At 31.8% G+C, this 15,101-nt stretch carries 9 protein-coding genes; 4 read left to right on the plus strand and 5 right to left on the minus strand.

What is annotated here, in order from left to right; translation table 11 throughout:
* Nucleotides 1–55: 55 nt before the first annotated feature.
* The 4 genes from WG945_RS03605 to WG945_RS03620 all read right to left on the minus strand — a co-directional run bounded on the left by WG945_RS03605 (nucleotide 56) and on the right by WG945_RS03620 (nucleotide 5,685).
* Nucleotides 56–2,350 carry a glycoside hydrolase family 65 protein gene (locus tag WG945_RS03605; protein WP_068448298.1) on the minus strand — a complete coding sequence of 765 codons (2,295 nt, stop codon included), beginning with the start codon at nucleotides 2,348–2,350 and terminating at the stop codon, nucleotides 56–58.
* A gap of 94 nt (nucleotides 2,351–2,444) precedes the next feature.
* The gene (gene pgmB / locus WG945_RS03610; RefSeq protein ID WP_068448300.1) at nucleotides 2,445–3,098 is read right to left on the minus strand and encodes a beta-phosphoglucomutase; all 654 of its coding nucleotides are present in this window, start codon (nucleotides 3,096–3,098) and stop codon (nucleotides 2,445–2,447) included.
* Nucleotides 3,099–3,163: 65 nt separating this feature from the next.
* Nucleotides 3,164–4,516 carry an MFS transporter gene (locus WG945_RS03615; RefSeq protein WP_068448302.1) on the minus strand — a complete coding sequence of 451 codons (1,353 nt, stop codon included), beginning with the start codon at nucleotides 4,514–4,516 and terminating at the stop codon, nucleotides 3,164–3,166.
* Between the two features lie 146 nt (nucleotides 4,517–4,662).
* Nucleotides 4,663–5,685: a LacI family DNA-binding transcriptional regulator gene (locus WG945_RS03620; protein ID WP_068448304.1), complete on the minus strand. Its 1,023-nt coding sequence runs from the start codon at nucleotides 5,683–5,685 to the stop codon at nucleotides 4,663–4,665.
* A gap of 199 nt (nucleotides 5,686–5,884) precedes the next feature.
* Between WG945_RS03620 and WG945_RS03625 the strand changes: the two genes are divergently transcribed.
* The 4 genes from WG945_RS03625 (at nucleotide 5,885) to WG945_RS03640 (ending at nucleotide 14,564) form a co-directional block, all read left to right on the plus strand.
* A complete protein-coding gene (locus WG945_RS03625) occupies nucleotides 5,885–8,797 on the plus strand; it encodes a SusC/RagA family TonB-linked outer membrane protein (RefSeq protein WP_068448306.1) in 2,913 nt (970 codons plus the stop codon).
* Nucleotides 8,798–8,808: 11 nt separating this feature from the next.
* A complete protein-coding gene (locus WG945_RS03630; protein ID WP_068448308.1) occupies nucleotides 8,809–10,383 on the plus strand; it encodes a RagB/SusD family nutrient uptake outer membrane protein in 1,575 nt (524 codons plus the stop codon).
* 11 nt (nucleotides 10,384–10,394) lie between these two features.
* Nucleotides 10,395–11,711 carry a SusE domain-containing protein gene (locus WG945_RS03635; protein WP_068448310.1) on the plus strand — a complete coding sequence of 439 codons (1,317 nt, stop codon included), beginning with the start codon at nucleotides 10,395–10,397 and terminating at the stop codon, nucleotides 11,709–11,711.
* Between the two features lie 66 nt (nucleotides 11,712–11,777).
* Complete coding sequence (locus WG945_RS03640) at nucleotides 11,778–14,564, plus strand: alpha-amylase family glycosyl hydrolase (RefSeq protein ID WP_068448312.1); 2,787 nt, start codon at nucleotides 11,778–11,780, stop codon at nucleotides 14,562–14,564.
* A gap of 84 nt (nucleotides 14,565–14,648) precedes the next feature.
* Here WG945_RS03640 and WG945_RS03645 read toward each other — a convergent pair whose 3' ends face one another.
* Nucleotides 14,649–15,101 (minus strand): DUF1569 domain-containing protein, encoded by a 453-nt coding sequence (locus WG945_RS03645; protein WP_068448314.1) that lies wholly within the window; start codon nucleotides 15,099–15,101, stop codon nucleotides 14,649–14,651.

A 15,101-nucleotide genomic window follows, 5' to 3' on the forward strand; every position in this document is an offset into this window, starting at 1 on the left:
TATTAGTATTATAATACCTCAAAGGCTTTAAGACCTTTGAGGTAAGTATTTATATTTATTTACTTGGTGATACCGTTACTTGTTCTCCATTTACTAAAATGTGAACTGCTTCTGTTCCCTCTAAAGTAAAATCAGTTCCTTTTTGAGAAACATTTACAGTAATTACTTGATGTCTAAAATTCACTTTAAATGAATAAGAATTCCATTCTTTAGGAATTTTTGGCGAAAAAGAAAGTGTATTCTTTTGTACTCTCATACCACCAAAACCTTCTACAATACTCATCCAAGTACCAGCCATAGAAGTAATGTGTAACCCTTCTTCTACTTCGTGATTATAATCATCTAGATCTAAACGAGAAGTACGTAAATAAAAGGTATATGCTTGTTCCATTCGGTCTAACTTTGCAGCCTGAATACTATGTACACAAGGAGAAAGTGAACTTTCGTGAACGGTAAATGGCTCATAAAAATCGAAATGACGTTCTAATTCTTCTGTAGAGAAATCATCTTCGAACATGTAAAAACCTTGTAAAGTATCGGCTTGTTTTATGTACGGAGAACGTAAAATTCTGTCCCAACTCCATTTTTGGTTAATCGGTCTCTGACTTTTATCTAAATCTGCAACCGTAATTAATTCTTTGTCTAAGAAACCATCTTGTTGTAAATATACATTGTGCTTTTCTGAATATGGAAAATACATTCCATCTGCAACACTTTTCCATTTTGCTAACTCTTCATCAGAAAAATTTACTTTTTCTTTAATTCTATTATAATCAGAATTATGGTCTGTTTTTACAATTTCTATATTTTCTAATGCATAATTAATACACCATTTTGCAATGTAATTTGTATAAAAATTATTGTTGATGTTATTCTCATATTCATTGGGACCAGTAACACCCAAAATCATAAACTTGTTTTTATCCGAAGAAAAAGTAGCTCTTTGTTGCCAAAAACGTGCAATGGCAATTAAAACTTCCAATCCTTTTTCTGGAATGTAAGAATAGTCTTCTGTAAACCTATAATAGTTATAAATTGCAAAAGCAATAGCTCCATTTCTATGAATTTCTTCAAAAGTAATTTCCCATTCGTTATGGCATTCTTCACCATTCATAGTAACCATTGGGTACAACGCTGCTCCGTTTGTAAAACCTAACTTTTCAGCATTTTCAATAGCTTTATCTAAATGATTGTATCTATATTCTAATAAAGTTCTCGCAACAGATTGGTCTTTGGTTGCCATATAAAAAGGAATACAATATGCTTCTGTATCCCAATAAGTACTTCCTCCATATTTTTCTCCTGTAAATCCTTTTGGCCCGATATTTAAACTTGCATCTGTACCTAAATAAGTTTGGTTTAATTGAAAAATATTAAAACGGATTCCTTGTTGCGCTTTTACATCACCTTCTATGGTAATATCGCTCATACTCCAAATTTGCGCCCAAGATTCCTTTTGTTTTTCTAACAAAACATCAAAACCAAAACTAACGGCTTTGTCTAAAGCTACTTTTGCTGCAGCAACTAAATCTTCTTTATTATGATTTCTATCTACCACATAACCACCAAATTTATGAATGGTATATGTTTGATTCTCTTTAACCTCTTGTTGATATGAACAAGAAATTAAATTTGAAGTTTGCTCACTGTTACAAGTTGCCTCAACTTCTTTATTATCTATAAATAAACGAGATTCCATAAAAGTACACGTATAAAAATGTGTTTTCATGGTTCTTGCCTCAATGTAAGCTTGTTGCTTATTTTGAGATACTTTTAAAACATCCCAAAATTGATCATCCCAATTGGTATCTTCATTTGTAATTCCTGCATCGATATAAGGAGTATACGTAATTTTAGCATCAGAATTTAATGGAGTTATATTATAACTAATGGCTCCAATTTCATCTAACTCTAAACTTAAAAAACGCTTTGTAGCTACTTTAATTTTGATTCCATTTGGTAAAACAGCTTCAAAACTTCTAGACAACCAACCTTCTTGCATGTTTAGTTCTCTTTTAAATTTAGCAACTTCTTTACAAGTATTTAAATCTAATTTTTCACCATTGATAAGTACGTTAATTCCAATCCAATTTGGTGCATTTAATACTTTTGCAAAATACTCTGGATATCCATTTTTCCACCATCCAACACGTGTTTTATCTGGATAATAAACACCGCCGATATAACTCCCTTGAAAAGTTTCGCCTGAATAATTTTCTTCAAAATTAGCTCTTTGTCCCATGGCGCCATTACCAATACTGAACAAGCTTTCTGATGATTTTACTTTGTATGAATTAAAGCCTTCTTCTATAATAGACCATTCGTTTGGTATGATGTAATCTTGATTCATTGTGTGTTTTTAATATATTAGAACATAGAAGCTACATCGTTAGACTGACACTTGCTCTATAATTTATTTTTTATATTCTATTGTTTCCGTTGATTTATTTATCAATCAGCTCCTGAATAAAATCTGTACTGATTTCAGTAAAGTCATTAAAGTTATGCACTGCTTCAGAAAGTATCTTTTGATCTCCAATACCAATACTGATCATTTTTGCTGCATTTGCCGCTTCTACACCTGCAACTGCATCTTCAAAAACTACACAATCTGCTGCATTTACACCTAATTGCTTTGCTGCCAAAAGAAATACTTCTGGATCTGGTTTTGCTTTGGTAACATTGTTTCCGTCTACAATAGCATCAAAATAGTGCAGTAAACCAACTTTTTCTAAAATAGGTTGTGCATTTTTACTTGCAGAACCTAAGGCAATTGGTATATTTTGTTCTTTTAAAAAGGACAATACTTTAGTCACATCAGGTAGAATCTCTGAAGCATCCATATTTTCGATATACTTTAAATAGTCTACATTTTTTTCGACCATCCAAGTATCAAACTCTTTTTGAGTTGCTTCTCTTTTTCCAATTTCTAACAAAATCTCTAAACAACGTTTTCTACTTACTCCTTTAAATAATTCGTTCTGTTCTTTGGTAAATTCGAAACCTAATTCGTTTGCTAATTTTTTCCACGCTAAATAATGATATTTCGCAGTGTCTACGATAACCCCATCCAAATCGAATATAAATCCTTTTTTCATCTACTTTTAATATTTTAATTTTGATATAATATTAGTTTTACAACTAATTAATTTTATGTATGTTCTTATAATTTTGCTTGTACTACATCATCTACATCTTTTACTTTGTAGACCAATGCTGCAGCAATTAAGAAACTAACACCACTTATCATTAGAGCAAATATTGCTTCATTATTATAGGCATACTTTACTAATGGCCCACCAATTAAGGCATTTATTATCTGAGGAATAACAATAAAGAAGTTAAAAATCCCCATATAAACACCCATTTTTTTAGCAGAAATAGAACCTGCTAAAATTGCATAAGGCATCGCTAAAATACTAGCCCAAGCTATTCCAATTCCAATCATAGAAACTATTAACCAGTTTTCATTAGGCATTATATAAATTGATAATAATCCTAAACCACCAATAATTAATGATATAGAGTGTGTTTTTTTTCTTCCTATTTTTTTTGCAATGTAAGGCAATGCAAAAGCATAAAAAGCAGACACTAAATTGTAAATTCCGAAAAGAATTCCAACCCAATCTCCTGCATTTTGATACGTTGTACTACTACTATCCGTATAAGGCAAACCATAAATATGTTGTGCAATTGCAGGGGTTGCAAAAACCCACATACCGAATAAACCAAACCAAGAAAAGAATTGCACCCAACTTAATTGACGCATAGTTGTTGGCATTTTTTTGAAATCATCAAAAATATCCATTAAACTAGAACTTTCTTGTTGTTCTGCAGTTTCTACAGCCTCATTATCAAATTTTGCTAATTCCTCTGGTGAATATTCATCCGTAGTAAAAATGGTAACTAAAATAGAAAGTACTAAAATGGTTGCTCCTATAATAAAAGACCAGATTAAATTAGCAGGTACAACACCTGCAGAAGTTTCATTAGAAACCCCAAACCAATTTGTTAATGCATATGGTAACCAAGAACCAACTACTGCTCCAAAACCTATTAAAGCTGTTTGTACACTAAAACCTTGCGTTCTTTGATCTGTTCTTAAATTATCACCAACTAACGCCCTAAAAGGCTCCATGGCAATATTAAAAGAAGCATCCATAATCATTAAAAAACCTGCTCCTACCCAAAGTGCTGGTAAAAAGGCTATAAAAATATCGGCTTGTGGCATTAAAACTAAACCTATAGAAGCTAAAATAGCGCCTACTAAAAAATAAGGTTTTCTTCTACCGAATTTCCCCCAAGTTTTATCGCTATAATGCCCAATAATTGGTTGAACAATTAATCCCATTAATGGTGCAATAATCCAAAACCATGAAAGTTCATGAACATCAGCTCCAAAAATCTGTAAAATTCTACTTGCGTTTGCATTTTGTAGGGCAAACCCCATTTGTATTCCTAGAAACCCAAAACTCATGTTCCAGATTTGCCAAAAACTTAATTTACGCTTTTCCATTTATCGTATGCTATTAAGTGAATATTACGATAAGCGTTTAGACTTATCAATTCATAAATTTTGTGGAATGTAATTTATTGATAAATCGTAATTATATAGCAAATATATGTTTTTTTAACAAAAAGGAGGATAAGCATCCTAAAAATCTACGACGACGGTTTCGTAGATTCTCGTAGTTTTAAATCGCTAGAAATCACGATTTTTTTAGGTTTATAAATTTCAGATTCTTTTTCTATTCGTTCAATTAAAAGTTCAACAGCTTGTTTTCCCATTACAAAACCATGTTGTGCAATTGTTGTAATAGAAGGTGAAGAATATCTAGAGATTAAACCATCTGTAAAACCTATTATAGAAAAATCTTCTGGTATTTTATGCCCTTTTTGTTTTGCTGCTCTCATTGCCTTAGCTGCATAAATTTCATTTACAGCAAACACAGCATCAATATCTTGTTCAAATACTTTTTCTATTTGATCAGAGATATTAGCTTCTTCATCAATTTCTGCAATTAAATTAGGGTCTGTTTTAATATAGGCTTCTATCAATGCTTTTTCATAACCTTGCCTTCTTAAAGCGCCTACATTTACGTGCTTTGGTGTTGTTAGTAGCGCAATTTTTTTTCTACCATTTTCTAATAAATGCTTAGTAGCTTTGTAACCTGCACCAACATCATCTACTACTACTTTATCACATAAAATTTCATCTACTACTCGATCTATTAATACCAACGGAATTTCTTCTGCCACTAGATCTCCAAAATGTTTAAAATCTTTATTTTCTAGTGTTCCACTTGCAATTGAAACAATTAAACCATCTACACTTCCGTTTGATAACACTTTTAAGGTTTCTACCTCTTTTTTATAAGACTCATTAGAGAAACAAACCATAATATGATACCCTTTTTCATTAGCACCTTCTTCTACCCCCATAATTACTGTAGAGAAAAAATGATGTACTATTTTAGGTAAAATAACCCCAATTACTTTTGTTTTTTGATTGCGAAGTTGAAGTGCTAAACTATTAGGTTTGTAATTATAGTAATCTGCATAGGCTTGTATTCTTTCTTTAGTTTCTTTACTAATTTCATGACTGTCTTTTAACGCTTTTGAAACTGTAGATGTAGAAACCCCTAATTCTTTAGCAATTGTTTTTATGGTAATTTTTTGCTTCATTATTTGTTAAATATAAAATATATGGATTCATCTTTATCAATATGATGATAAAATCCTAAAAAAAGTTATTAACACGAAAACGTTTTCGTGATTTATATCATATTGTAAACATATCATTGATAGCTATATTTACGGAGTGGAATGTAAGTTTATTGTAATCAAAAAGTCAAATTTACAGTTATTATTTAACAAATTATACATGAAAAAATTTAAATTATTGTTAATTGGAATTCTTTTAACATCATCATTTAGCGTGTTTGCACAACAAACAGTTAAGGGTGTTGTAAAAGATAAAACATCTGGCGATCCTTTGCCTGGTGTTAGTGTAGTAATAAAAGGTACTACTAGAGGTATGCAAACCGATTTTGACGGAATCTTTACTCTAGATAAGGTACAAACAGGAAACGTACTTGTCTTTAGATATTTAGGTTTTTCAGACAAGGAGGTTACAATAGGTACAGATTTTAATCTTTCTGTAGTATTAGAAGAATCTTTAGAATCTCTAGACGAAATTGTTGTAGTAGGTTACGGTTCGGTAAGAAAAGAAGATTTAACAGGTACAACAGATTTATTAACAAGTAAAGATTTTAACAAAGGACCTATTGTATCTGCACAATCACTTATTAGTGGTAAAGTTGCAGGTGTAAATGTAATTGGAGGTTCTGGTGCTCCAGGAGATGGACAAACTATTAACATTCGTGGTACAGGTTCTTTATCATTAAATAGCCAACCATTATATGTTATAGATGGTATTCCTTTAGATAACGGAGGTGTTGGTGGATCTAGAAATCCATTAAACTTTATCAACCCTAATGATATTGAAACATTTGTAGTTTTAAAAGATGCGTCTTCTACTGCTATTTATGGTTCTAGAGCTGCAAACGGGGTAATTTTAATTACTACTAAAAAAGGAAAAGACAGTGAGTTTAAGTTTAACGCAAGCTCTCAAACAACTGTTTATACTTTAAGAGATAAGGTAGATGTTTTATCTGCAAATCAATTTAGAAGTGTAATCAATACTGTTGGAACTCCTGCACAAGTTGCTTTATTAGGTGATGCTGATACAGATTGGCAAGAAGAAATCTATACAACTGCTATAGGACAAGACCATAACTTTAGTGCATTAGGTAAAATTTATGGAATACCAATGAGAGCTTCTTTAGGATACTCTGAACATGAAGGGATTTTAAAAGGAGACAACTTACAACGTACAACAGCTTCTGTAAACTTATCACCTACTTTATTTGACAAACATTTAAAGATAGATTTTAATGTAAAAGGAATGTACACAGAAAATGAATTTGCAGATAGAGGTGCCATTGGTGGTGCTGTATCTTTTGATCCTACACAAGCAGTGTATGATTCGAATTCTCAATACGGTGGTTACTTTGCTTGGTTAGACGCTGGTACCGGAAATCAAAACAACTTAGCGCCAACAAACCCTTTAGCATTATTAAACTTAATAGATGATTCTGCAGAAATTAGACGTTTTGTAGGTAATGTAAAGTTTGATTATAAAATACACGGATTAGAAAACTTAACCGCAACAGTAAACTTAGGGTATGATACTTCTAATAGTCATGGTAGAAAAGTTACTTCAGAGTTTATTCCAACTTCAGATGCTACTTTTAATGGTTCTTTAACAAGATATACTCAAAATTCAGACAACAAAGTTTTAGATGCTTATTTAACCTATGCAAAAACTTTTAATGAAAAGCACAATTTAACAGCAGTAGCTGGTTATGCGTATCAGTCATTTGAGTATGACAACTATAATTATGATAGTGAAGCAGAAGAAGATGGTAACACTTATGAATTTGTAGACAAATCTAAGAACGTATTATTATCATATTTCAGTCGTGCTAATTATGATTATGAAGGTAAATACTATTTAACAGCAACTGTAAGAGCAGATGCTTCATCAAAATTAAACCCAGATGATCGTTGGGGATTTTTCCCTTCATTTGCAGCAGCTTGGAGCATTCATAAAGAAGATTTTATGGAAGATTCTTTCTTTAACGAACTAAAACTACGTGTTGGTTATGGTGAAATAGGTAACATTAATGGTTTAGGTGACTATCAATTTTTAACTAGGTATCAAGGTAGTACAGACACAGCTAACTATCAATTTGGCAATTCTTTTTACCAAACGTTTAGACCAGAACCAATCAATAAAGATTTACGTTGGGAAGTTGGAAGAACTTTAAATTTAGGTGTAGACTTTGCTTTTCTTGATAGAAGAATTACAGGTTCTGTAAATGCTTATGTTAAAGAAACTAACGACCTTATTGCAAGTTCTATTGTAGATCCTTTTACAAATTTTGGAAACAGAATTAACGCCAACATAGGTAATATGGAAAATAGAGGTTTAGAGTTTAACTTAAACACAACACCTATTAGAACAGATAATTTTGAATGGACAGTAGATTACAACATTTCTTTAAATGATAACACAATTACCAAGTTATCGGTAGATCAACCACAAGGAGGAATTTCTACAGGTGTTGGTAACAACGTGCAAGTGCATAGAGAAGGTGAAACTGCAAATAGTTTCTTAGTGTTTCAACAAGTGTATGATGCCAATGGAAAACCTTTAGAAGGGGTTTTTGTTGATAGAAATAACGACAATATGATTAATGATGATGATAAATACATTAATGAAGATCCTTTTGGTGATGTTTTAATGGGCTTTAATACAGGTGCTAGTTATAAAAACTGGGATGTATCTATCCAAACCAGAGCAAGTTTTGGTAACTACATGTATAATGATGTTGCTGCCAACAAAGGGGTTCTAAAGAACGCTACAAATAACAGTATCTTATCTAACTTACATGCAGATTACTACAATAGTGGTTTTACAGTGATTAATGATAGAACAGCTTTAAGTGATCATTTTGTACAAGATGCTTCTTTCTTTAAAATTGATAATATCTCACTTGGTTATACCTTAGATAAGATAAAAAACACAACGTTTCGTTTTTATGGATCATTACAAAATGTTTTAACAATAACTGATTATGATGGTTTAGATCCAGAAATAAACTTAGGAATCGATAATGATTTTTACCCAAGACCTAGATCTTTTGTATTAGGCGTAAACGTTAACTTTTAATAAAAAGAAAAATGAAACAAAAATTTAAATATTTAATTGTAATCATGTTATTCTCTTTAGGAGTTATATCATGTCACGAAGATTTGAATCAATTACCAATTGATCCGGATAGTTTTACAGAACAAGATGTGTTTTCTAATGCAACAGAAGCACAAGGAGCACTTGCTAAATTATATGCTAGTTTGGCTTTAACAGGACAACAAGGTCCATCTGGACAAGCAGATATACAAGATATTGATGAAGGTTTTTCTCAATATTCTAGAATGTTGTTCAACTTAAATGAATTAACAACAGACCACGCTGTAATTGGTTGGGGAGATGCAGGTTTACCAGATTTACATGGAATGTATTGGTCTGGTAGTAACGATTTTTCTGAAGCATTGTACTATAGGTTAGCACAAGAAGTATCTTTTTGTAACTCATTTATAAATAATGCAGCTGTTTTAACAGATACGGAGGTTGCAAGTTATATTGTAGAAGCTCGTTTTTTAAGAGCATTTGCTTACTATAATTTAATGGATATATATGGTAACGTACCTTTAGTTACTTCTGTAACAACAGAGTTACCGTTACAAGCATCAAGAACAGAAATATTCAATTTTATTGAAACTGAGTTATTAGAGATTAAAGATCAATTAAAAGCGAGTGGATCTAATGAGTACGGAAGAGTAGATCAAGTTGCAGCTTGGGCATTATTATCTAAATTATATTTAAATGCAGAAGTTTTTACGGGAACAGCAAGATATGCAGAAGCAGTAACATTTTCTAACAACGTTATGTCTTCTAGTTATTCTATTAATACGGTAGATGCCAATGGAAACGGAAGTGCTTATGACGAACTTTTCTTAGCAGACAATAACACAAACGGAGCACAAAATGAATTTATTTTCGCCTTAAACTTTGATGGTCTTAGATCTCAAACTTATGGAGGTACTACATTTTTAGTACATGCTGCAATTGGTGGAAACATGAATGCTACAGAATTTGGTGTAAACGGTGGCTGGGGAGGCTTAAGAACTACCAAAAACTTAGTTAATAAATTTGATGCAAACGATAAAAGAGGAATGTTTCATTCAGATGGACAAAATTTAGAAATCGTAGACATTCCTACTTTTGAAGATGGATATGCTGTAACTAAATTTAAAAATATCGATTCTAATGGAAACCAGGGATCTGATGCTGCAGGAGATTTTGTAGATACCGATTTACCGTTAATAAGATTAGCAGAAATCTATTTAAACTACGCAGAAGCATCTCTTAGAGGTGGCGGCGGAGATTTAGGATTGGCTGTAACTAAAATTAACGAATTAAGAGAAAGAGCTTTCGGAGATACAAGTGGAAACATTAGTACAGCAGACTTAACTTTAGAATTTGTTTTAGATGAAAGATCTCGTGAGTTGTATTGGGAAGGACAAAGAAGAACAGATTTAATTAGACATAATTACTTTACTTCTGATACGTATTTATGGCCTTTTAAAGGTAATTCTATAAACGGATCTGGAGTTCAAGATTATAGAAACCTTTTTCCTTTACCAAACACGATTATAACCACGAATCCTAATTTAAAACAAAATCCAGGATACTAATAACTAAAGACATGAAAAAAATAATAAATTCATTATTCGCTCTTATTATTGTATCAATTGGTTTTACCAGTTGTGAAGATATTAATGACAGAGTAATCATAAATTCTGATGTAGCAGCTACAACAGATTTGATTATTCAAGAAACTGCACCTATTGTACTTTTAGAGGAAAATCAGACTGAAATTGCTCTACATACAACTTGGACAGCACCAGATTTTGGTTTTGATGCAGTTCCAACGTATAAAATTCTGATAGATTTAGCTACAGGAGATTTTAGTAGTGCAGAAACCATAGAAATTGGTGATAAATTAGAGAAATCATTTACAACTTTAGAATTAAATTCTATTGCATTAGCTTTAGGTGCAGAAGCAGATGTTGCTTCAGATTTGTCTATCAAATTACAAGGTTTTATTGGCAATCAATTGTTAATTGATACTAATTTACAAACAATCAATATAACTCCATACTCTAGTATTTTAGATTTATCTACTACATGGGGAATCATTGGTTCTGCTGCTAATGATTGGGGTGCAACTCCAGATTTACCATTCTACACAACCAGTACTGCAGGTGTTTTAGTAGCATACGTTACTTTAATTGATGGAGAAATTAAATTTAGAGAAAACAATGAATGGACCAATGATTTTGGAGATGACGGAGCAGACGGAACTTTAGATACTGGTGGAAGTAACATCGCTGTTGCGGCTGGTGCTTATAAAATTACCATGAACTTAAATAACAAAACCTATAAAATAGAAGATTTCTCTTTAGGCATTGTGGGTTCTTCTTATAATAATTGGGGAGAAACTCCAGATTTTGCTCTTACTTACGATTCTTATTCAGATCAATTTAGAGGAATTGTAAAATTATTAGATGGTGAAATGAAATTTAGAATGAATAATGATTGGGCTACCGCTTATGGAGAAGGTTCTGCTGGATTTTTAGACACCTCTGGCGGTAACATTGCTACTACAGCTGGTAGATATATTGTTACTGTTAATTTAAATGACTTATCTTACTCTTTAGAGCCTATAGAACATATTTGGGGACTTGTAGGTTCTGCTTATAATAATTGGGGAGAAACTCCAGATGCATTATTTACTAGAGATTGGTCTCAACCAAATGATGATATATGGATATTAAATAACGTAACACTTATAGACGGTGAATATAAAATTAGATCAAATGAAGCTTGGACACTAAGTTATGGTGACGATGGTTTAGACGGTATTTTAGACGATGGAGCAAACATACCTGCTACTGCCGGAACTTATTCTTTTGTACTAAATTTTACAGATCCTGAAAACCCAACGTATACAATAAATTAATTTTTTTTAAACTTTACAAAGACTACCCCTAAAAGCGGTAGTCTTTGTTTTTTAACACTATTAATTATGAAAAAAATTACACTACTCTTTTTAATCATAACTTCAATCGGTTTTGGTCAAGTTACCATTACTCCAAATCCTTTTGATTTAACAACATCTATCACAATTAGTTTAGACGCTAACAGTACTGCAACAGATTGTAATGGACTTACAAATCCATCAAAAGTATATATGCATTCTGGAGTTGGAAGCGATACCAATGCTTTCGACATAAGTGTTGTTGGTAATTGGGGATCAGATGATGGTGTTGGAGAAATGACACTTAACACATCCAACAATCGTTGGGAAATTACAATTGTTCCAAAAACATATTATTCTTTATCAGATACCCAAGCTAATAATGTTACTAAAATGGGTGTTGTATTTAGAAATGCGGCAGGTAATCAAGAAATGAAAGATACCGGTTGTAACGATTTTATTTTTAATGTTGGTTCTTTTCAATTAACACTAAACACGCCTACAAACGCAACAACAATATTAAATTCTGGTGAAAACTTAGCTATTGACGCAGCTGCTTCTTTAACTGCTAACTTTACTTTAAAAGCAAATGGAACTACTATCCATCAAAAAAATAACGCCAAAACATATAGCTACGCTCCTACGGTTACAGAAAACACTACTTTTATTTTAGAAGCATCCAACAACGGAGAAGTAAAAAGCACAACATTTCAAGCAATTGTAAAACCAACTGTTTTAGAAGCTGCTGTTCCTGCAGGAATGAAAGATGGAATCAATTTAAACCCATCAGACAATACAAAAGCTACTTTGGTTTTTTACGCTCCAGGTAAAGAGTTTATTCACCTAATTGGTAGTTTTAACAATTGGGAAATTAGCGATGCATACTTACTTAAAAAAGATACTGCAAAAGATCGTTTTTGGATAGAACTTTCAGGCTTAAATCCGCAAACAGATTATACATATCAATATATTATAAATGCAGATTTAAGAGTTGCAGACCCGTACTCTACCATTATTTTAGATGAATATAATGATCAATATATAAACGCTACAACCTACCCTAATTTACCTAGTTACCCTACAGGCAAAACAAGTCATGCAGTAACTTTATTAAGAACCGGTGATGCTCCTTATGTATGGCAAACTACAAATTTTACAAAACCAGCAAAAACAGACTTGGTTATTTACGAGCTTTTAATTAGAGATTTTGATGAATTACATTCTTATGATGCCGTAAAAGCAAGGTTAGATTATTTAGAAGAATTAGGAATTAATGCCATAGAATTTTTACCAGTTATGGAGTTTGATGGTAATGAATCTTGGGGTTACAACCCTTCTTTTCACATGGCACTAGACAAGTATTATGGAAATACCACCTCTTTTAAACAATTTATTGATGAATGCCATAGAAGAGGAATTGCTGTAATAATCGATGTTGCTTTTAACCATGCTTCTGGTCAAAATCCGTATTATAGAATGTACAATACAGACAATGGTGGTTATGGAGGACAAGCAAGTTCTGATAGTCCTTTTTTCAACCCAGTCGCTAGACATTCTTACAGTGTTTTTAACGATTTTAATCATTCTAAACAAGCAGTGAAAGACTATGTAAAAAGAGTTTCTCAATATTGGATTGACGAATACAAAATTGATGGTTTTAGATGGGATCTAACAAAAGGATTTACTCAAAATTGTACCGGTAGTGAGGCTTGCACAAATGCTTATCAACAAGACAGGGTTACTATTTTAAAAGAATATGCTGATGATCAATGGGAAATAGATCCAAGTTTCTATATCATTTTCGAACATTTAGGAACCAACAATGAAGAAACAGAATGGGTTAATTATAGATTAGATGAAGGAAAAGGAATTATGGTTTGGGGTAATCACAACCATCAATACAACCAAGCTACAATGGGCTTTGGTAGTAATTCTGATTTTTCTTGGATTTCTTACAAAAACAGAGGTTGGTCTGTACCAGCAAATGTAAGTTATATGGAAAGCCATGATGAAGAACGCTTAATGTACAAAAACCTACAAAACGGTAATTCTATTGGAAGTTATAGTGTTAAAAACCTAAATACAGCTTTAGAGAGAGAAGCCTTGGCAGGTGCTTTTTACTTTACAATTCCTGGTCCAAAAATGATTTGGCAATTTGGAGAATTAGGCTATGATATTTCTATAGAACAAAATGGTAGAACAGGTAATAAACCAATTTTATGGAATTATGTAGACAATGTAAATAGAACAAACCTAAAAGAAACTTGGTCTAAATTAATTCAGTTAAAACTAAAATATGAAATTTTTGAAACTTCAGATTTTACTTTAAATGTTGGTAATGCTAACGGATTAAATACAATTCATTTAACAGATGCATCTGCAACAGATATACAAAACATTGTTATTATTGGTAATTTTGGGGTAACCACACAAAGCATTACTCCTGCTTTTCAACAAATAGGTACTTGGTACAATTTATTAGAAGATAACGCTACAATTTCTGTAACAAATACTAATGCAGCAATTTCGTTAGCACCAGGAGAATTTAAAGTGTATGCAAATAAACCAGCTTCTCTTTCTACTGATGATTTTACAGAACAAGATAACAGTACTTTTAAAATGTACCCAAATCCTGCTAAAACACATTTTGTTCTTTCTGAGCAAACAAATGAAGTAACCATTTTTGATATTACAGGGAAACAAGTAAAATCATTTTCTAAAGAAGCGATAAACACCAATTATTTTGAAATATCTGCTTTTAATAAAGGGGTCTATTTTATTAAAATTAAGGATACTAAGAATCAAATAATCACCAAAAAATTGATTGTTAACTAAATCAATAATTACTGATAGAAAAAAAGAAAGCGAGCAATAATTATTTATTGCTCGCTTTTGTCATTTTAAAAACTATCGTGAAACTTAAACTCCAAACTGAGTTAAGTGATGATCTAAATGTTTGTAAAAAGAATTATTCCATTCTACAGCCGTAAGTTTACCAAAAGAATGCGATTCTTTGCCTTCAAAATAAGTGGTTCCTAATTCTTGTGTTTTAGTTATGTGCGCTATTAAATTTTTCTTTTCAGCTTCAAATTCTCTAACCTCAGAAATGATAAATTGAGCTGCAGTTCTTCCATTTTTTGCATACGGTTTTTCCGAAACAACAATGTTTTTAACAACCAATTTTAAAATCCACCTAGTTAAAGCATTTGGTTTTGGGTACTTTTCTGTAAAAACCATTTCATACGTAACAGCACAGTGTGCTAACATTTGAGATACAGACATTTTACCCCAAGTTGGTTTTGATGTTACAGATAAATTATCAATTCTCTTAATAACTTCATTGGTAATATCTTTATCGAAAATGTTTTTCAT

Origin of the sequence: Polaribacter atrinae (assembly GCF_038023995.1) — a bacterium.
Lineage (GTDB): Bacteria > Bacteroidota > Bacteroidia > Flavobacteriales > Flavobacteriaceae > Polaribacter > Polaribacter atrinae.

Bases quoted from the DNA above. Each gene is read 5' to 3' on its own strand.
- WG945_RS03605 (WP_068448298.1), bottom strand. From the start codon at position 2,350: ATGAATCAAGATTACATCATACCAAACGAATGGTCTATTATAGAAGAA.
- pgmB (WP_068448300.1), bottom strand. From the start codon at position 3,098: ATGAAAAAAGGATTTATATTCGATTTGGATGGGGTTATCGTAGACACT.
- WG945_RS03615 (WP_068448302.1), bottom strand. From the start codon at position 4,516: ATGGAAAAGCGTAAATTAAGTTTTTGGCAAATCTGGAACATGAGTTTT.
- WG945_RS03620 (WP_068448304.1), bottom strand. From the start codon at position 5,685: ATGAAGCAAAAAATTACCATAAAAACAATTGCTAAAGAATTAGGGGTT.
- WG945_RS03625 (WP_068448306.1), top strand. From the start codon at position 5,885: ATGAAAAAATTTAAATTATTGTTAATTGGAATTCTTTTAACATCATCA.
- WG945_RS03630 (WP_068448308.1), top strand. From the start codon at position 8,809: ATGAAACAAAAATTTAAATATTTAATTGTAATCATGTTATTCTCTTTA.
- WG945_RS03635 (WP_068448310.1), top strand. From the start codon at position 10,395: ATGAAAAAAATAATAAATTCATTATTCGCTCTTATTATTGTATCAATT.
- WG945_RS03640 (WP_068448312.1), top strand. From the start codon at position 11,778: ATGAAAAAAATTACACTACTCTTTTTAATCATAACTTCAATCGGTTTT.
- WG945_RS03645 (WP_068448314.1), bottom strand. From the start codon at position 15,101: ATGAAAAACATTTTCGATAAAGATATTACCAATGAAGTTATTAAGAGA.